This window comes from Klebsiella aerogenes KCTC 2190, assembly GCF_000215745.1.
In the GTDB taxonomy this organism is placed as follows: domain Bacteria; phylum Pseudomonadota; class Gammaproteobacteria; order Enterobacterales; family Enterobacteriaceae; genus Klebsiella; species Klebsiella aerogenes.
On sequence record NC_015663.1, the window covers coordinates 2,109,004 to 2,128,109 of the forward strand.

The 19,106-nt window shown below is 54.9% G+C and carries 12 protein-coding genes and 1 pseudogene; 2 read left to right on the plus strand and 11 right to left on the minus strand.

What is annotated here, in order from left to right; translation table 11 throughout:
• Nucleotides 1-7: 7 nt before the first annotated feature.
• The 10 genes and pseudogenes from EAE_RS10125 to EAE_RS10170 all read right to left on the minus strand — a co-directional run bounded on the left by EAE_RS10125 (nucleotide 8) and on the right by EAE_RS10170 (nucleotide 15,335).
• Entirely contained in the window at nucleotides 8-3,256 is a 3,249-nt protein-coding gene (locus tag EAE_RS10125; RefSeq protein ID WP_015704238.1) for a type I restriction endonuclease subunit R, read from the minus strand.
• The gene (locus EAE_RS10130; protein WP_015704239.1) at nucleotides 3,253-4,593 is read right to left on the minus strand and encodes a restriction endonuclease subunit S; all 1,341 of its coding nucleotides are present in this window, start codon (nucleotides 4,591-4,593) and stop codon (nucleotides 3,253-3,255) included. Before EAE_RS10130 ends, EAE_RS10125 begins: the two co-directional genes overlap by 4 nt.
• Nucleotides 4,593-6,953 (minus strand): type I restriction-modification system subunit M, encoded by a 2,361-nt coding sequence (locus tag EAE_RS10135; protein ID WP_047058439.1) that lies wholly within the window; start codon nucleotides 6,951-6,953, stop codon nucleotides 4,593-4,595. Before EAE_RS10135 ends, EAE_RS10130 begins: the two co-directional genes overlap by 1 nt.
• A 254-nt stretch (nucleotides 6,954-7,207) precedes the next feature.
• Nucleotides 7,208-7,573, minus strand: a pseudogene (locus EAE_RS10140) (5'-nucleotidase); the annotation flags it as partial.
• Between the two features lie 50 nt (nucleotides 7,574-7,623).
• Nucleotides 7,624-7,968: a DUF1294 domain-containing protein gene (locus EAE_RS10145; RefSeq protein WP_015704242.1), complete on the minus strand. Its 345-nt coding sequence runs from the start codon at nucleotides 7,966-7,968 to the stop codon at nucleotides 7,624-7,626.
• A gap of 115 nt (nucleotides 7,969-8,083) precedes the next feature.
• Nucleotides 8,084-8,803 (minus strand): DNA/RNA non-specific endonuclease, encoded by a 720-nt coding sequence (locus tag EAE_RS10150; protein ID WP_015704243.1) that lies wholly within the window; start codon nucleotides 8,801-8,803, stop codon nucleotides 8,084-8,086.
• 317 nt (nucleotides 8,804-9,120) lie between these two features.
• Nucleotides 9,121-12,270: a CusA/CzcA family heavy metal efflux RND transporter gene (locus EAE_RS10155; RefSeq protein ID WP_015704244.1), complete on the minus strand. Its 3,150-nt coding sequence runs from the start codon at nucleotides 12,268-12,270 to the stop codon at nucleotides 9,121-9,123.
• Between the two features lie 10 nt (nucleotides 12,271-12,280).
• Nucleotides 12,281-13,543, minus strand: coding sequence for an efflux RND transporter periplasmic adaptor subunit (locus EAE_RS10160; RefSeq protein ID WP_015704245.1), 1,263 nt, complete (start codon nucleotides 13,541-13,543; stop codon nucleotides 12,281-12,283).
• A gap of 44 nt (nucleotides 13,544-13,587) precedes the next feature.
• Complete coding sequence (gene cusF / locus EAE_RS10165; protein WP_015704246.1) at nucleotides 13,588-13,932, minus strand: cation efflux system protein CusF; 345 nt, start codon at nucleotides 13,930-13,932, stop codon at nucleotides 13,588-13,590.
• 17 nt (nucleotides 13,933-13,949) lie between these two features.
• Nucleotides 13,950-15,335 carry an efflux transporter outer membrane subunit gene (locus tag EAE_RS10170; RefSeq protein ID WP_015704247.1) on the minus strand — a complete coding sequence of 462 codons (1,386 nt, stop codon included), beginning with the start codon at nucleotides 15,333-15,335 and terminating at the stop codon, nucleotides 13,950-13,952.
• A 173-nt stretch (nucleotides 15,336-15,508) separates the two neighbouring features.
• On the opposite strand from EAE_RS10170, the gene cusR reads away from it, so the two are divergent.
• Together cusR and EAE_RS10180 are read left to right on the plus strand one after the other, a co-directional pair.
• Complete coding sequence (gene cusR, locus EAE_RS10175) at nucleotides 15,509-16,192, plus strand: copper response regulator transcription factor CusR (RefSeq protein WP_008807068.1); 684 nt, start codon at nucleotides 15,509-15,511, stop codon at nucleotides 16,190-16,192.
• Nucleotides 16,182-17,624: a Cu(+)/Ag(+) sensor histidine kinase gene (locus tag EAE_RS10180; protein WP_015704248.1), complete on the plus strand. Its 1,443-nt coding sequence runs from the start codon at nucleotides 16,182-16,184 to the stop codon at nucleotides 17,622-17,624. Before cusR ends, EAE_RS10180 begins: the two co-directional genes overlap by 11 nt.
• 54 nt (nucleotides 17,625-17,678) lie before the next feature.
• On the opposite strand, the gene EAE_RS10185 is transcribed toward EAE_RS10180, so the two are convergent.
• Nucleotides 17,679-18,800: a ribosomal protein uL16 3-hydroxylase gene (locus EAE_RS10185; RefSeq protein ID WP_015704249.1), complete on the minus strand. Its 1,122-nt coding sequence runs from the start codon at nucleotides 18,798-18,800 to the stop codon at nucleotides 17,679-17,681.
• Between the last annotated feature and the right edge of the window lie 306 nt (nucleotides 18,801-19,106).

A 19,106-nucleotide genomic window follows, 5' to 3' on the forward strand; every position in this document is an offset into this window, starting at 1 on the left:
AAAAGCGCTAAGCCCCTTTCAACATATCAAACACCACGCGGGCAAAGCCTTTCGCTAGCTCAGGGTTAGAGAGATATTGCACCATCATCTCCTGCTGGGCGTCGTTGCTGTCCATCACGGCATCGTCAATGGCTTTCGGGAAATCACCCAGCATCGCCTGTTCACGCGTGTTGTTCGCAATCTGGGTCATCACCGCCTGGTTTTCTGACAGTTTGTCGCGCACCGCGAAGGCGTAATTGATCATGTCTTTATCGGTGAGATTATCGGTAACGAATAGCTCGTTAAGACGCGCAAGGATATTCGACAGAAACTCTTCTTTCTTGTCCTTCGGCTTCGCCGTACCGACATCATTTCCCGGTGTGATTTTGTATTCCGCCGCATCTTCCTGTAGCTTCAGGTGCTGTTCGTGAAGTTTCGACAGGCGATAATGGCTCATCTCCACGTTGCTTAAATCAATCTCATCTTCTTCCACTCGTTGTTCATGTAGCAGTGGACGCAGGTGGCGGGCAAACAGGCTCAGTTTTTCCAGGTTCTTGTCATCGTAATCGACGATTTGCGACATAAACTCGTAAAAACGGACAAAGCTGCCGAGATCTTTCTTGAAGATATCCAGCTTACTTTTTTCTTTCTCGCAGTCCTTAAAGGTGTTTTCCGCATTGGTGATCAGTACAACATCGCCGGTTTTTTTAGTGCGTTCAAACATCTCTTTGGCCAGCACATACGCCTCAATCGCCGAGGTGTAGCGATGTTTCCAACGCTCCACCGCAGGTTTGCAAATATTGCTAATAGCCGCGTTGGATTTATTTTTGCTGAAGAACGCTTCGCAGAACTGCTCCACTTCGTTCCACAGGAAAATGCCGCTGGTACGCAGTTTTTCATAAAGTTCAAAGACCAACTGCGGATCGCTGACATCAGTCAGTTCCGCAGTCTGGTAGTACGGCTGGAAAGCTCCCAAAATATCTTCGGGTTCGTTGTAGAAATCGAGCACAAAGGTACCGGACTGCGCCTTCCCAGGATAGGTGCGGTTCAGGCGAGACAGCGTCTGTACGCACTCCACGCCGCCCAGCTTTTTATCCACATACATGGCACAGAGCTTAGGCTGGTCAAAACCGGTCTGAAATTTGTTGGCTACCAGCATCACCTGGTAATCGTCGGTATCAAATGCTTTACGCATATCCCGGCCTTTCAGGCCAGGGTTCATAGTGATCTCGGTGAATTTCTGGTTGAGCAGCGCAAGACTGTTGTGGTCATCTTCATGGAACTCCACTTCACCGGAGAAGGCCACCATCGCGCTGATCTTGTCGTATTTTTGCTTGGCGATGTATTTATCGAACGCCAGCTTGTAACGCACTGCCGCCTTACGCGAACTGGTCACCACCATCGCTTTCGCTTGGCCAGCCAGTAAATGCATCACGTGCTTGCGGAAATGCTCAACAATCACCTTCACCTTCTGCGACACGTTATGATCGTGCAGCGAGACCCACTGGTTCAGTTTGATTTTAGCTTTTTTGCTGTCCACTTCCCGGTCAGGATCGTCGAGCTTTTGCAGCAGCTTGTATGCCACTTTGTAGTTGGTGTAGTTCTTCAATACATCGAGAATAAAGCCTTCTTCGATGGCCTGACGCATGGAGTAAACGTGGAACGCTTCCGGCTTGTTGGTTTTTGACGCCGGTTCCTGCGGATGAGGACGACGGCCAAACAGCTCTAGCGTTTTGGCTTTCGGCGTGGCGGTAAAGGCATAATAGTTGAGGTTGTTGCTGCCTTTACGCGCGGCGACGGTGGCGTCCAGAATATCTTCTGAAGACATCTCCACATCGTCATCCGCCTCTTCGGTCATCAGCACTTCTTTCAGTTGACGCGCCGTAGAACCGCTCTGTGAGGAGTGCGCTTCATCGGCAATCACCGCGTATTTTCGCTGCTTGAGGCTGACGCTATTTTCAATCGCCTTCAGGACAAACGGGAAGGTCTGAATGGTGACGATGATAATCGGCTGCGAGTTTTCCAGCGCGCTGGCCAGCTTCTCCGATTTAGAACCATCGCCTTCTTTGTTATTGATACGTCCGACCACTCCGTCCTGATGTTCAAACTGATAGATGGTGTCCTGCAACTGGTCGTCAAGCACGGTGCGGTCCGTCACCACAATCACCGAGTGGAACTGCTTCTCGCCATTTTCGTCGTACAGGCGGGAAAGCTGATGTGCCGTCCAGGCGATAGAGTTCGATTTGCCCGACCCCGCACTGTGCTGAATCAGGTATTTATTGCCGGTCCCTTCCACCGTAGCGGCGATGATCAGTTTGTTCACCACATCCCACTGGTGATAGCGCGGGAAAATCAGGCTCTCGCTTTTGTACTTCAGGCCAATGGCGTTTTCTTTTTCGACGATTTGCAGATGCACGAAGCTCGCGAGAATTTTCAGCAGATTGTCCGGCAGCAGCACCTCATTCCACAGGTAGCTGGTGGCGTAGTCGTTGGCATCTTCCGGGATGTCGTTCCCTGCGCCGCCGTCACGGGTGCCTTTGTTAAACGGTAGGAAGAAGGTTTTATCGCCATCCAGTTTGGTCGCCATAAACACTTCGTACTGACTGACGGCAAAGTGCACCAGAGCGCCGCGTTTAAAGGTCAGCAGCGGCTCGGGTTTATTGGTGCCTGGATCTTTCGGCAAACGCGTTTTCTTATATTGCGCAATAGCGTTTTGTACCGTCTGCTTAAATTCAGACTTCAGTTCCAGCGTCGCTACCGGCAAGCCATTGACGAACAACACCAGGTCGATACGCCACTTCTTCGCTTTTATACCCGTTTCTTCAAATGCGGCGTTCGACGCATGCGGGCTGTAAACCAGCTCCGGCACAATACGGCAGATATTCTGTTTGTAGCGGGTCAGGGTTTCCGGGTTGAGGTTATGTTCCGGCTTAAACTGACACAGCGAAAAACGCGCATTATGGCTTTTGATACCGTGACGCAGCACGCCGAGCGTGCCGTAAGTGCGTGAAAGCATATCGGTAGCGTTGATATCTGCTTTTTTCAGCTGCGCCACCAGCGCATCGAGGAAATGACGCTCGGTGTCGCCAGGATAAACCTTGGCAAACTTCTCCCACTCCTGCGGCTGCGTGGTCTGCACAAAGGTCAGTGCATCCTGGGAATACAGCGCACGTTCGCGATCGTAGCCGTCGGTTTTTCCACAAATCCAGCCTTTTGCTTCCATCTGAGCAATCATCTCATTCTGGAAAATCAGCTCTTTGGTGCTGTCCATGCTCATGCGCTGGCCTCCTGTGGCTCCTCAACGTTCTGCGTGTCGGGGGCAACCCAGTCGCGAACGTCGATTTTTCCGGTGACGGCGGCGGAAATAAGCGCAGTGCGGCGCTCTCTAAGCAAATTCATTTTTATTTCTGATTTAACAATTAGCTTATGAATTCTATCTAGTGCCCCCTCTAAACGAGACGCAATGTTGTATTGTTCATCTTTAGGGGGAACACAGACAGTTAATTCTCTAACAGTCTCTATTGAAACCTCGCTAAAAGTACTACCTTGCTTACTTAATGCCCAATATTGTTCAACTGCATTGGTTTTTAAGTACCAAACCAAATAATCAGCAGAAATATTAGTCCCCGGTTGAATTCTGGCAACTCCACGAGATAAATTGGCACCTTTTAATTCAAGAGGAACTACATATGCGGAACCTATAGATGCCCTGATACCTAAAATAACCTCTCCTCCATCCAGGCGTGAACGAGGATAATTTTTTTCAATTATTTTTGAGGTTTTTGGGAGGCTTTCTAATTGTATATTCCCTTGTGAAATATTGGTTGTTTGTATGAATGGAACTCCCTCATCTAAAGAATCACCAGGCTGAACAATTCCATAAGATATTGAAGTACCACTTTTAATGATTTGTTTAAGTCTGCAAACTGTCCAATGCTCCGGCACTTCCCCCAGCCACTCAACACCAGAATCTTTCATCGGCACATCAGGGTTTAGCCCTTTGGTGACGGCATGGCTAATCACCGCCTGACGTTTTTCTTTTAGCAGTTCAATCAGTTGCTGTTGTTTCTCGATCAGATTATCGATCTTTGCGGTTTCGTGATCGAGGAAACATGCAATTGCATTACTCTCATCGTCTGCCAATTCAGGGATTAGGATATTCTTCATTTCAGAAGAGTTTGTACTCCAAAGATCGGCAACAATGCCTTTACCATAGCGGTAAAACTCTTCCTGGAACGGATAACTGCGGAGTAAATGGTGAGCAAATTTAGGGTCTATCCTTTTAGGCTCCATTACTATGCTAATTAATGAAACGGACCCATTAAGCTGAGACACCCCTGACGAGCCCTTCCTATCTGAACGGCTATTAATAACAAAATCATTTTTCAAAACCAGCTTACGATTATCCCCTGCATCTGTTTTAGCTGCAGTATCAATTTGGGGGACAATACCCTGCATAGTTACAGATAAAGGAGGATAGTCTTTATCACTAACTTTATCTCTTCTTTCCTCAAAAAATTGACCAAGCCGCTTAATATTCCAGTGAGAGGGTACCATCCCCAACCATTCAACCCCAGAATCCTTATACTCCGGATACGCCTTATACTTAGCCATCAGGAATGTACCTCCTGCAGCAGCTTCATAATCTCGGCGCTGACCGCATCCAGATCGGCATCAATCTCCTCTAGCGGGCGCGGCGGCTGATAGACATAGAAATGGCGGTTAAACGGAATCTCATAACCGACAATCCCCACCTCACCATCTTTCACATCGCGCTTATCGGCGTTGATCCATGCGTCATTTACATGCGGCAGCACTTCCGCTTTGAAGTAGTTTTCAATCAGGTCACTGGTGGAGACTGTCGGATTCAACGGCACGTTCTCGTTATCGCGCAGCTCGCCGTCCTGTTCGAACTCAACAACCTTGCCTTTGTATTCAAACGCACCGTACAGCGGCTGAGCGGCTTCTTTCAGCACCTTTTTCACCACCGGTTCGGCATCCGGATTTTTCGTGGTGATAGCGTCGATAAACTGCTTATTCTCTTTCGCATCCAGCTTCACGCCCGCGGTTTTGATGGCCCCTTTAAGGGTCAGCTGGAACTGGTTGAAGTCATTGCTCACCAGCGTTTTGCCACCCGCCTGTGTACTCAATGCCGTCTGAATCTGCTGCGCTTTTTCCATTAACCCGCGTTGTGCCAGCCACAGTTTACTGTCGAGCAGATCTTTAATCTGCTTCTCTTTCAGCTCGGCAAATTCGGCTTTGATGATGGCGCGCGCTTCTGCCTCCAGTTCGGAGAAATCACCGTATGTGTCTTCCTGCCATTGGGACGCAAACTCTTCATACAGGTGTTCCATTGGCGCGTTAAACGGCTTCGGCGCAAAGCGCAGTGTCGCAATCGCCTCATCGGTCACCTGTGCGGATAACCGCAGCGGGCGCTCAATGGTCAGGCGGCGATAGCCAAAGTCGGTGCTGTTAAAGATTTTGCTGGCGAAGGTTTTCGGCGCTTCGGTTTTGGCCGTTGCTGGCTGACGACCGCGGCTGGATTTTTGCTCGGCGGCTTTTTCCAGACCCAGTTCTTCCAGGGTGGTGGCATCCACCACCTCAAAGTCACCGAAGGTCTTGGTGATCAGCTTGATATCGTCATCGCCCATCAGGTTACGCTTGGAACCCAGTGATTTACGCATCTTACCACACAGGTTGGTGCCATCAATCAGCTGCACTTTACCTTTACGCTCAGGCGCTTTCTTGTTGGAGAGGATCCAGACGTAGGTGGCAATGCCGGTGTTGTAGAACATGTCCGTTGGCAGCGCGACAATGCCTTCCAGCAAATCGGCTTCCAGAATGTAGCGACGGATTTCGCTCTCACCGCTGCCCGCACCGCCGGTAAACAGTGGCGAACCGTTAAGGATAATCCCGATACGCCCGCCGTTGCTCACGGTGCCATCCACGTTGTGGTTGTCGCGCATTTTGCTGATCAGGTGCATCAGGAACAGCAGCGAGCCGTCGGATACACGCGGCAGGCCCGGGCCAAAGCGACCGTTAAAACCTTTCTGCGTATGTTCGTCGTTAATCTCGCCCTCAATCTTCTTCCAGTCCACGCCAAACGGTGGGTTAGAGAGCATATAGTCGAACTGGTCTTGCGGTAACTGGTCGTTAGAAAGGGTGTTTCCCAGCTTAATGCGGCTGACGTCCTGACCTTTGATCAGCATGTCGGCTTTACAGATTGCGTAGGATTCCGGGTTCAGCTCCTGGCCAAAGGCACGCATCACCGCGTTAGGGTTCAGTTCGTGCACATATTCCATGCCTGAAGAGAGGAAGCCGCCGGTCCCGGCCGTCGGGTCATAAATGGTGCGGATGATACCGGGCTGCGTCAGGGCTTCATCATCTTCCATGAACACCAGCGAGGTAGTCAGACGCACGATATCGCGTGGGGTGAAGTGCTCACCGGCGGTCTCGTTAGAGCTTTCCGCGAAACGACGGATGAGCTCTTCAAACACCAGGCCCATTTCATAGTTGGAAATCGCTTTTGGGCTAAGGTCGGTAGTGGCAAATTTCTTCACCACTTTGAACAGCAGGTTGGCATCCTCCAGCAGGCCGACAAACTCGCTGAATTTGAAGTGCTCGAAGATTTCACGTGCATCCGGTGAAAATGCCTGTACGTAGCTTTCCAGGTTGGCTTTGATGTCGTTCTGACCCATCTTGCCCAGATCCATCTTCGAGGTGTTGAAGAAGGAAAGCGTGCTTGCGCGCAGCAGAAACTTCTCTTTGGCATCTTCCGGCAGCGGGCTGGTTTTTAATTCATCATATTTCGCCACCACCGCATCTTTGGTCTCCGCCAACACACACTCAAGACGGCGCAGCAGCGTAAAAGGCAGGATCACGCGCCCGTACTGAGACTGTTTGAAATCACCGCGTAGCAGATCGGCCACCGACCAGATAAACGCAGCCGTTTGAGAAAAGTTAGTGTTAGTCATGAAGCCCTCGGAAGAGATTGCGGCCATGGAGCAAAATGCTCAGGCAAAAATTCAATTTTGGAATGCTGTACGCAAAATAATACCTGCTACAGGGACTATCGCAACTGAATCGGCAGGAGCGGTCACTACAAGCCAATCAGTAAGGCAAGCATTAATTGGGTTATTTAGCCGTCATACGCGAAGAACATGTAGGAAGACAGTAAAAATAGAAAAATAGCCATCTTTGCTGCTGGGTGGCTATTTGTTGTCAATTTTTACAATGCTTCCTTTTTAAAAAGCTCGGAATTGCTAGCATAAGGAACCTTACCAGAAGGAACAACTTTTGCAGCAGCAACCAAATGTACATCCTGGTCATCAAAGAAAATATGCGGTTTAAAGGCCTTCAGGACTTTCGTTTTCTCTACACCACCAAGAAAAAAAGCCTCGTCGACATATACCCCCCAGCTTCTCAGTGTCTTAATGACGCGCATTTCTGATGGGCTGTTTCTGGCCGTCACCAGCGCGATACGGACGGGAGAATACTCAACGCGGATCGGTAGTCGTTCCTGAAGCTTGGCTATTTTTTTAAGCAGGGTGGCATAGGGGCCCTCCTCCATAGGGATATCCTGCTGCGCGTCTTCGACATTAGTGGTTAAAAAGAGATCCACCACTAGCGGGCAGGTCACCAATCCTATACCCCATAATTCCGATACAGCCAATATCCGCCAACCAGCACCACAACATTCAGCACGATGCTAATAATGAAATATGTTCTGAATGGCTGCTTCTGGGTTTTGTGGCGAAAACACTGCTGCCCGGCAATCGCGCCCGGCCATCCGCCGAGCAGGCCGAAGGTCAGCAGGGTGGATTCCGGGATCCGGCTCCAGGCTTTACGGGCGGCTAATTTGTCGATGCCGTAGATAAGCCAGGTCAGTACGTTCGCCAGCAGGAACCACATGGCGATGGAATGGGGCAGTAACACGCTGCCGACGGCGGCAAGGGCCAGCAGGAAGTAACAAAAATAACCGAGCTTCATACGATATCAACAGCGCTTAGCGGTGGCAGAGACGGCAACTATACCTGGTTTGTTGGCTGGCGGTAAGATGCCGATTGTTAATCGCGACAGGTCGACAACTTTACCCCTCCGTTCCCTACCTGCAACCCATCTCCCGCGCCAGCGTCCCCGGCAGAGTCTTTAGCGATGTAGAAACAGAGGCCGGCAGTGCCGACCACAGCGTCAAATGCGGACTGGTTCGGCGCTCAATCTCCGCCACCGTCACCTGATGGTCGCAAAAATTAGCATCGCGCGGCGTCGCCTGGTCCAGCACAAATGCTGCGTACTGGCCGCTCTGCGGGCCGCTATCGAGGAAAATAATCTTCCAGTAGCCGCTGGGGATCTCCACGCCCGGCGCGGCGGGCAGGGTGGCGATATGCCGTTCGAACAGTGGCCCGGTAACCGCATAAACCGCCGTCACCTCCGGGCGCTCGGCTAACGCGCGCTCCGCGTCTTCCAGCCGCGCCCATGCTCCTTGATTCAGCGCCGCTTCCTGCGGGGTGATATTCGACAGATAGTTCAGCGCAGGCCAGTCCTCCGCGCCGCCGAGGCTCGCCAGCGGTGCCTGATGGCCGCGATCGACCGCCAGTAAGGTGTTGGCCCGGCGATAGTCGGCGGGCGCCAGGGTATCGGCTGCGGGTAAATCGGGGTCCTGCTTCCACACTCTCTCACGGTTGCTGGCCTCGCTGGCACGGGTGATTTTATACGCTACCCAGTTGGCCAGTTTACGACTGGGGTTATTGTTCAGCGTGTAGGCCGCGCGGAAGAGCGTCTGTTGGCTGCCGCCGGTTGGGCAGCCAACTTCGCAATTATCCACCTTTGCTGTCGCGGCATGGCAGGGTGATATCGTATTCAGGGCAGAAAGTAATAACAGCAAAAATAAACAGGGTGGAAAAGGATTCAGGTTCATCGATAGCGCTCATTGAATTAAGGCCCACCTTTTCTCCGCGTGATAAATACGCAGTCAGGGTGAGCAGGAAAATCAATGAAGCTAAAGGGAATAACGTCGAGTGAAGGCCGATTGGCGCAGAGGATGAGATAATATGAGAACGGGTGAGGGTTAAATGAGGTAATTGCTTGTGGGGCTAATAATAAAAAAGCCCGCCAGTGAAATACCAACGGGCTTGCCTTTATTTATTCTCCGCGCTTGCCCCGATGCCGATACAGCCACATCAGCTTATATGCCGCCGGAATGATAAACAGCGACAACAGCGGCGCGGTGATCATCCCGCCAATCATCGGCGCGGCGATACGGCTCATCACTTCCGAACCGGCGCCAGTGCCCCATAAAATCGGCAGCAGGCCAGCGATAATCACCGCCACGGTCATCGCCTTTGGCCGCACGCGCAGCACCGCGCCTTGGTACAGCGCCTCGTCGAGCTTATCGGCGCTGAAGGTCTGCGGGTTCTCCAGCGATGGCTCCGCCTCGATGGCGTGGCGCAGGTACATCAGCATCACTACGCCAAATTCTGCCGCCACCCCGGCCAGGGCGATAAAGCCGGTACCGGTGGCCACCGACAGATGGAACCCCATCCAGTAGAGGAACCAGATCCCGCCGACGAGGGCGAACGGCACGCTGGTGATAATCAGCAACGCCTCGCCGAAGCGGCGGAACGCCAGGTACAGCAGCACGAAGATAATCATTAGCGTCATCGGCACCATCAGCTTCAGCTTCTGATTGGCGCGCTCCAGCAGCTCAAACTGCCCGGAGTAGGAGACGCTGATGCCCGGCTTCAGCTTTACCTCTTTGCCGATGGCCTGCTGCAGATCGCGCACCACCGAGACCATATCGCGGTCGCGAGCGTCGATGTAGATCCAACTGGTCGGGCGGGCGTTTTCGGTCTTCAGCATCGATGGCCCGGTAACGACCTTAACCTCGGCGACGTCGCCGAGCACGATCTGCTGCTTCAGCGGCGTGAGGATCGGCAACTGGCGGAGGGTCTCCGGGCTATCGCGATAGCTCTGCGGGTAGCGGATGTTGATCGGATAGCGCTCGACGCCCTCTACCGTTTCGCCGACCATCGCGCCGCCGATGGCGGACGAAACAAACAGCTGCACGTCGCCGACGGTCATGCCGTAGCGGGCCGCCTTCTCACGCTGAATATCAATGTTGAGGTAGCGCCCGCCGACCAGCCGCTCGGCTAACGCTGACGTGACCCCCGGCACGGTGCGAGCCACCACTTCAATTTGTTCGGCGATGGCGTCGATATCGGCCAGGTTGGTGCCGGAAACTTTAATGCCGATCGGGCTCTTGATGCCGGTGGAGAGCATGTCGATGCGGTTGCGGATCGGCGGCACCCACAGATTCGCCAGCCCGGGTAGACGTACGGTTTTATCCAGCTCCTCGACGATCTTCTCCATGGTCATCCCCGGCCGCCATTGATCCTGTGGCTTGAGCTGAATCGTGGTCTCTACCATCTCCAGCGGCGCCGAGTCGGTGGCGGTTTCGGCCTTGCCGGTTTTGCCGAACACCCTTGCCACTTCCGGCACCGTCATGATCAGCTTATCGGTCTTCTGCAGCATATCCGCCGCCTGCGCAGCGGAGATCCCCGGCAGCGTTGACGGCATATACAGCAGATCGCCTTCATTAATCTGCGGCAGAAACTCTCCGCCGACCCGGTTAAGCGGCCAGGCAATCGTCAGGATCGACAGAAGCGCAATCAGCAGGGTAGTCTTCGGCCAGTGCAGTACCTTCAGCAGCAGTGGGTGATAAATGCGGATCAAAAAGCGGTTCAGCGGATTGCTGTTCTCCGCTGGGATCTTGCCGCGGATCCAGAAGCCCATCAGGATCGGGATCACCACGATCGCCAGCAGCGCCGCCCCGGCCATCGACCAGGTTTTGGTGAAGGCCAGCGGGCCGAACAGTTTGCCCTCCTGGCCTTCGAGGGTGAAAATCGGGATAAACGACAGAGTAATGATCAGCAGGCTGATAAACAGTGCCGGGCCGACCTCCACCGATGCATCGGTAATGATTTTCCAGCGGATGTCGTTGCTTAGTTTTTCTCCAGGGTGCTGATGTTCCCACTCCTCCAGCCGCTTGTGGGCGTTCTCGATCATCACGATGGCGGCATCGACCATTGCCCCCACCGCAATGGCGATCCCGCCCAACGACATGATGTTGGCGTTAAGCCCCTGGAAATGCATCATAATAAAAGCGAAGCACAGGCCGAGCGGCAGCGAGATAATCGCCACTAGCGCCGAGCGCACGTGCCACAGGAAAAGGGCGCAGACCAGCGCAACGACGATAAACTCTTCCAGCAGCTTGTAGCTGAGGTTGTCGATGGCGCGGTCGATAAGCTGGCTGCGGTCGTAAGTGGTAACCACTTCAACCCCTTCCGGCAGGCTGCTTTGCAGCGACGCCAGCTTCTCTTTGACCGCCGAGATCACCTCGCGGGCGTTCTTGCCGGAGCGCAGGATCACCACGCCGCCGGCCACTTCGCCCTCGCCGTTAAGCTCGGCGATACCGCGGCGCATCTCCGGGCCAATCTGCACCCGCGCAACGTCGCCGAGATACACCGGCACGCCGTTGTCACCGGTTTTCAGCACGATATTTTTGAAGTCGTCGAGCGTCTGCAGGTAGCCGCTGGCGCGCACCATATATTCGGCTTCCGCCAGTTCGACGGAAGAGCCGCCCGCCTCCTGGTTAGAGGCGTCCAGCGCCGATTTCACCTCGCCGAGGCTGATGCCGTACTGGGTCAGCTTCATCGGGTCGACGACAATCTGATACTCCTTGACCACGCCGCCTATCGACGCCACTTCCGAGACGTTTGGAATGGTTTTTAGCTCATATTTTAAGAACCAGTCCTGCAACGAGCGCAGTTCGGCGAGGTCATGTTTGCCGCTGCGGTCGACCAGCGCGTACTCGAAGACCCAGCCAACCCCGGTGGCGTCAGGGCCCATTTCGGCGCTGACCCCGGCGGGCAGTTTGCCCTGCACCTGATTGAGATACTCCAGCACCCGCGAGCGCGCCCAGTAAGGATCGGTGCCGTCTTCAAATATTACATACACGTAGGAGTCGCCAAACTGCGAGAAGCCGCGCACCGTTTTGGCGCCGGGGACTGACAGCATGGTGGTGGTCAGCGGCCAGGTGACCTGGTTTTCAACGATCTGCGGCGCCTGCCCCGGGTAGCTGGTTTTGACGATTACCTGTACGTCGGAGAGGTCCGGCAGGGCGTCCACCGGGGTTTGGATGATGGTCCAGGTCCCCCAGATGCTGAGAAACAGCGCCGCCATCATCACCAGGAAGCGGTTGGCCACCGAGCGGCGGATAATCCATTCAATCATGTTCCGTTCCTCAGTGCGCGTGGGCGGCAGGGGCTGTGACATCAGGAGCCTGTGCGCGCATGCGCTCCAGCGCGCCGGAGATATTGGCTTCCGAGTCGATCAGGAACAGGCCGCTGGCGACGACTTTTTCGCCCTCCTGCAGACCGCTGCGAATGGCCGTGACGCCGGCGGATTCATGGAATACCTGTACGAGCTTCGGTACGAAGCGGCCCTCGTTATCCACGGTAATCACTCGCTGCTCGCTACCGCTGTCGATCAACGCTTTTGATGGGATAAGCAGCATCGGCGCGCTTTCGCTGGTCAGTTTCAGATAGGCGTTCATCCCCGGCTTCAGCGCTTCATTCGGGTTGTTAACCTGCAGGCGTAGCTGCAGGGTACGGGTGGCGCTATCGACGCTGGGGAGAATGGTCCATTTGTTGATGCTGAAGGTTTTTCCCGGCCAGGCGGGAACCTGAATGGCGAACTGCGAGGCGTCTTTAATTAGCCAGGCGATGGATTCCGGTACCGCCACGCTGACCCACACCGGGTCCATGCCCTGAATTTTCGCCACCACATTATCTTTGGCGATATTCATTCCGGCGCGCAGATCGAAGGCGGTGATCACCCCGTCGATTGGCGCTTTGAGGGTAAAGCGGGTCTGGATTTTGCGCGTGGTTTTCAGGCGGCGGATATCGTCATCCGGCATTCCGGCGAGGCGTAGACGCTCGAGGATCCCCTCGACCTGCGTAGCGGTGCCCCCGGTTTCCTGCAATAAAAGATATTCGCTCTGCGCTTCCACCCAGTCCGGGATGGTCAGCTCGAGTAAGGGCGTGCCTTGTTTCACTTTGTCGCCGACGGTCAGCGGATAGACTTTATTGATAAAGCCCGCCGCCCGCGCCTGCATAATCACGTACTGGTACTCGTTATAGCTGATGTTGGCCGGGAAGGTCTGGGCGTAACGCAGCGGCCCGCGGGTGACCGCGGCGGTTTTTACGCCGAGGTTTTGGGTCTGCGTCGGGTCGATACGCACCCCTGGCGCACCGGCGACGGCACTCTCCTCATCAGCGTATTTCGGCACCAGATCCATATCCATAAACGGCGATTTACCCGGTTTATCAAAGCGGGTGTTCGGGTACATCGGGTCGTACCAGAACAGCACTTTACGCTGCTGCTCGGCCGCCGGAGCGGCAGCGTGGGTCTGCGTCAGTCGGGCGTACAGCGCCGCGGTAAGCGCGCCGCCAATCACCATGCTGCCAAGGATCAGCGCCGTATTTTTCAGTGTCAGGGATGCCATGTGTCGTCCATTCAGTTGTTGAGGGGGCTACCGTCGCCGGGCCGTTATTGGGCGCGGATATCCTGTAACAACGACAGATTGCCCTGCTGAACGAAGGTGAAATCCACGCTGTCGCCATCCTTCACATTGTTGAGCTGCGTCTGCGGGGTGATGGTGAAGCGCATGGTCATCGGCGGCCAGTTCACCGCCGGGATGGCCTCGTGGGCGATAGTGATTTTTTTGCTATACATATCAATGGCTTTAATGACGCCTTTGCCAGCGATGCTTTGCGTCTGCGCGGCAGCGGGTTGTTCATGCATCGCCATGCCGGCGTGCGGTTCGGCGGCCTGGGCAGTGAACATCACACCGGATAACAGCGTGAACAGGGCGATTTTAGACAGTGAATTCATAATCAAGACTCCTCGGATTATTCCATCCAGCCGCCGCCGAGGGCGGTGAACAGGGTGATTTCATTCGCCTGACGGGAATAGTTGAGTTCCAGCAGGGTTTGTCGGGTGGTAAAAATGTCACGCTGGGCGCTCAGGACTTCGATGTAGCTGACCGCGCCGTGGCGATAGAGCGCGGTGGCGCGCTGCAGAGTGATATTTAGTGAAGCGAGATAACGCTGCTGGGCGGCAATTTGATCGGCCAGGCTTTGGCGCAGGGCCAGCGCGTCGGCCACCTCTTTAAAGGCGGACTGGATTTTTTGTTCATAGTTGACTACCTGCTGCTGCTGGCGGATCTCCGCCAGATCGAGGTTGGCCTGATTACGCCCGGCGTTGAAAATCGGCAGTTCAATTTTGGGGATGAAGTTCCACATCGCGCTGCCGGCGTTAAACAGGCTGGAGAGCTCGCTGCTGCTGCCGGAGAGCGAGCTGGTCAGGGTAATTGACGGGAAGAAGGCCGCCCGCGCGGCGCCTATATTGGCGTTTGCCGCCAGCAGGCTATGTTCGGCTTCCAGAATATCCGGCCGCTGCAGCAGGATCTCTGAGGAGAGCGACGGCGGCAGGGTTACGCCTTTCAGGTCCACCGTGCTGCTGGCGCTATCGTCCGGCAGGCGCTGATAGCTGCCGAGCAGCAGTTGCAGGGCGTTATTGGCCTGCGCCAGCTGGCCTTGCCGTTTGGCGATATCAGCGCGGGTGCTTTCGATCATGCCGCGCGCCTGTTCCAGCGCCAGAACGGTGGTGCTGCCGGTCAGCAGCTGTTTTTCAACGAAGGCGTAAGACTGCTGATAGTTCTGTAAGGTGTCGTTCGCCACCTGCAGCTGCGCCGCCGCCAGCCGCTGGTTGAAGTAGCTTTGTGAAACGTTAGCAATCAACAGGATATGCACCGCGCGCCGCGCCTCTTCGCTGGCGAAGAAGTTCTGTCGGTCGGCCTCGCTAAGGTTTTTCAACCGGCCAAAGAAGTCGAGGTCGTAGCTGAGATTCAAGCCGGCGGCATAATCGCTGCTGGTGGTGGTGTCGCCTTTGAGCTTGCCGCCATAGGTGGTGCTGCCGTCGCTGTTAAGCTGCGGGTAGCGGTCGGCGTCGGTCACCCGGTACTGGGCGCGGGCTTCCTGCACTTTCAGCGTCGCCATCCGTAGATCGCGGTTGTTGGTCAGCGCGGTGCTAATCAAGCTTTTCACCTGCGGGTCGACGAAAAAGGTGCGCCAACCGGTCTCCTGGTAGCCCGCCGTCGCGGTAACCAGTTTGTTCTGGCTGAGAGAGAACTGCTGCGGTACCGGCGCGGCGGGGCGCTGGTAGTCCGGAGCAAGTGACAAACAGCCGGTTAAGGCGAATATCACGCTGAGAGTAAGAAGCTTTATTGGGCGCATGGCGACAGACGGTTTTCGGCGATTTATCAATGGCGGATACGTTACGCAGCGGGCTCTGTTCAACGCGTGACAGGAAAATGACAAAGCTGTCATTTTCCTGATATTTCATTGCTATCCGGAGGGGCTCCTCTAAAATTGAATACCCGCACAGAGCGCGCGTGAAGGAGCCAACCGTGAAGATTTTGATTGTCGAAGATGAGAAGAAAACCGGGGAGTACCTGACCAAAGGGCTTACCGAAGCCGGATTCGTCGTCGACCTGGCCGACAACGGCCTTAACGGTTATCACCTGGCGATGACCAGCGACTACGATCTGCTGATCCTCGACATCATGCTGCCGGACGTCAACGGCTGGGATATCGTGCGCATGCTGCGCGCCGCCAATAAAGGGATGCCGATCCTGCTGCTCACCGCGCTTGGCACTATCGAGCATCGGGTGAAGGGGCTGGAGCTGGGCGCCGACGACTATCTGGTGAAGCCCTTTGCTTTTGCGGAACTGCTGGCGCGGGTGCGCACTCTGCTGCGTCGCGGGGCGGCGGTAATAGTAGAAAGCCAGTTTCAGGCGGCCGATCTCAGCGTTGATTTGGTCAGCCGCAAGGTGACGCGTGGCGCGACTCGTATCACCCTGACCAGCAAAGAGTTTACCCTGCTGGAGTTCTTCTTGCGCCATCAGGGCGAGGTGCTACCCCGTTCGCTGATCGCGTCGCAGGTGTGGGATATGAATTTCGACAGCGACACTAACGCTATCGACGTGGCAGTGAAGCGGCTGCGCGCCAAAATCGATAACGACTTCGAGCCGAAGCTTATCCAGACCGTGCGCGGCGTCGGCTATATGCTTGAGGTGCCGGATGGCCGCTAAGCGCCCCTTTTCGTTGGCCACCCGGCTCACCTTCTTTATTAGCCTCGCCACCATCATCGCCTTCTTTGCCTTCACCTGGATCATGATCCATTCGGTGAAGGCCCACTTTGAAGAGCGCGACGTTCACGATCTCAAGCAGCTCAGCACCACGCTTGAGACGGTGCTCAACCACGCCGACTACCCGCAGGCGCGGCGGCTGGAGATCTTAAAAAACGTGATTGGCGGCTACGCTAACGTCTTTATCTGTCTGGATGATGCCGAGGGCAATATTCTGTTTCAGTCGCCAAACGGCCCGGAACTCAGCCATATAATGAGCACGCCGGGGCTGGCGATGAAGTTGCGCGATGGTAATGTGATTTCATGGACTGACCCGCAGCCGCGGGAAATGGTTCATGATAATCATCAAATGGAGACTCGCTCCTGGCGGCTAATCATGTTGCCGCTGGGCAAGCAGGCAGATGGCAAACCGGCCTGGCATCTGCTGATGGCCTTATCGATCGATTTTCACCTGCACTATATTAATGAACTCAAAGCGAAGCTGATTTCCGCGGCGGCGATAATCAGCCTGCTGATTATCGCCATCGTGCTGTTTGTAGTCTATCAGGGGCATAAGCCGATTCGCCAAATCAGCCGCCAGATCCAGAATATTACCTCGCGGGATCTTGATGTGCGCCTTGACCCGCAGGCGGTGCCCATTGAGCTGGAACGGCTGGCGCTGTCGTTTAACCATATGCTGGAGCGCATAGAGGATGTCTTTACTCGCCAGTCGAACTTTTCCGCCGATATCGCCCATGAAATCCGTACGCCGATTACCAACCTGGTCACGCAAACCGAAATCGCCTTAAGCCAGAGCCGCAGCCAGCAGGAGCTGGAAGAGGTGCTCTATTCCAATCTCGAAGAGTTCTCGCGCATGTCGCGGATGGTCAGCGATATGCTGTTCCTTGCCCAGGCCGATAATAACCAGCTGATCCCTGAACAGCGTGCGCTGGATCTGGCCGAGGAAGTGAATAAGGTGTTTGAGTTCTTTGAAGCGTGGGCGGAAGAAAAAGAGGTGGCGCTGCGTTTTGTCGGTAGCCACTGCCGGGTGATTGGCGACCCGCTGATGCTGCGGCGGGCAATCAGCAACCTGCTGTCGAACGCGATTCGCTATACGCCGGCCGGGCAGGCGGTGACCATTCAGTTGAGCGAAAGCGCCGAGAAGATTCGCCTGGTGGTGGAGAACCCCGGCGCGCCGATTGCCGCCGCGCATCTGCCACGCCTGTTTGATCGTTTCTATCGCGTCGACCCCTCGCGCCAGCGCAAAGGCGAGGGCAGCGGCATCGGTCTGGCGATTGTAAAATCGATTGTCAGCGCTCACCACGGCAGCGTAGCGGTGCAGTCCGATCTGCGCTCCACTCGCTTTATTATCGTGTTGCCGAAATATGCGCAATAACGGCTGAAAGCAAGCGGGCAGCGCCAGGCGGCTGCCCGCAGTATTACCGTTCTCTTACTCTTCGAAATACCAGTAGCCCTGATTAATCAGGCGCGTCAGTTCGCTAACGAACGCCGGATTTTTCAGGCCGCTGCCGAGCTCTTCTTGACCTAACGAGGTATAGCGACATAGCGCATCGAGCGCGCCGGCATCGGTAGTGTCGAGTTGTTCGCTATGCACGAAGAAGCTGTCGCCGATATGCAGAACGCGCAGGCCGCTCAGGCGAGAAAGCTTTTCCCCGCCCAGCAGCGCATCGACCACTTCCTCTTCTTCATATGCCGGTTCCGCTGGCGCAATATCCAGCTCATGACGTGGCGTGGTGACGAAACTGCCGAACCACTGCTTGAAGTCTTCGGGTTGGCGAATCATGTCGATCATCATGTTGCGCAGACGGTCGAGTTCATACTCTTCAACCCGGCCCGGATGGTCGCGGCAGGTGAGGTCCGGATCGCTGTAGTGTTCGCCGCCGAGGTCGTTTTCCAGCACATAGTCGGCGAAGCTGCTGATCAGGTCGCGGCCGTTTGGCCCACGGAAGCCGACGGAGTAGTTCAGTGCCGTTTCGTGGGTCACTCCGTCGTGTGGGAATCCAGGCGGAATATAGAGGATGTCGCCCGGCTCCAGATCTTCATCAATAATCGGCGGGAACGGATCAACGTGCAGCAGCGCCGGATGTGGACAGAACTGACGCATCGGCAGCTTGTCACCCACGCGCCAGCGGCGGCTGCCCATGCCCTGAATAATAAAGACGTCATACTGATCGATATGTGGGCCAACGCCGCCGCCAGGAACGGAGAAGGAGATCATCAGATCGTCTAAACGCCAGTCCGGCAGTACGCGGAATGGGCGCACCAGTTCGGCGGCAGGCATATGCCAGTGGTTTACCGCCTGGGCCAGCAAGGACCAGCCGTTTTCACCCAGCCCATCGAAATGTTCAAAAGGACCGTTACTGGCCTGCCACTTACCGTTGACCAGGCTGACCAGCCGGCTATCGACTTCCGGTTCCATGGCTAACCCGGCCAGCTCGTCTGGCGTAATGGGGTCGATGAAGTTAGGGAACGCCTTCTTTAATACGACCGGCTGCTTTTGCCAGTACTTCTCTAAGAACTCGGGCCAGTTAATGTTGAGTTGATAAGCCATAGATTATTACCAGTAGGAAGAAACGGCTCTGATTATAGAAAGGAGGGAAAGCGTGGCGCTTTGTCATGGGTCAAGAGTGATGCTTAATTCACCATTAGCGTTATGAGGGCGTCGGCAGAGCGAGAAAAATCACTTTTCCGCAAAAAACGATTTTGACTGTTACTACGCTACAAGCCGCATAAACACTGGGTTTTCGCATTTATATATCAAGAAGGATAAACGTGAAAAGTGTAATTAATGAGCGCTTGATAAGTTTTTTGTATTTTAAGGCTTGCTATATCTCAGCAGCTCCCTATAATGCGCACC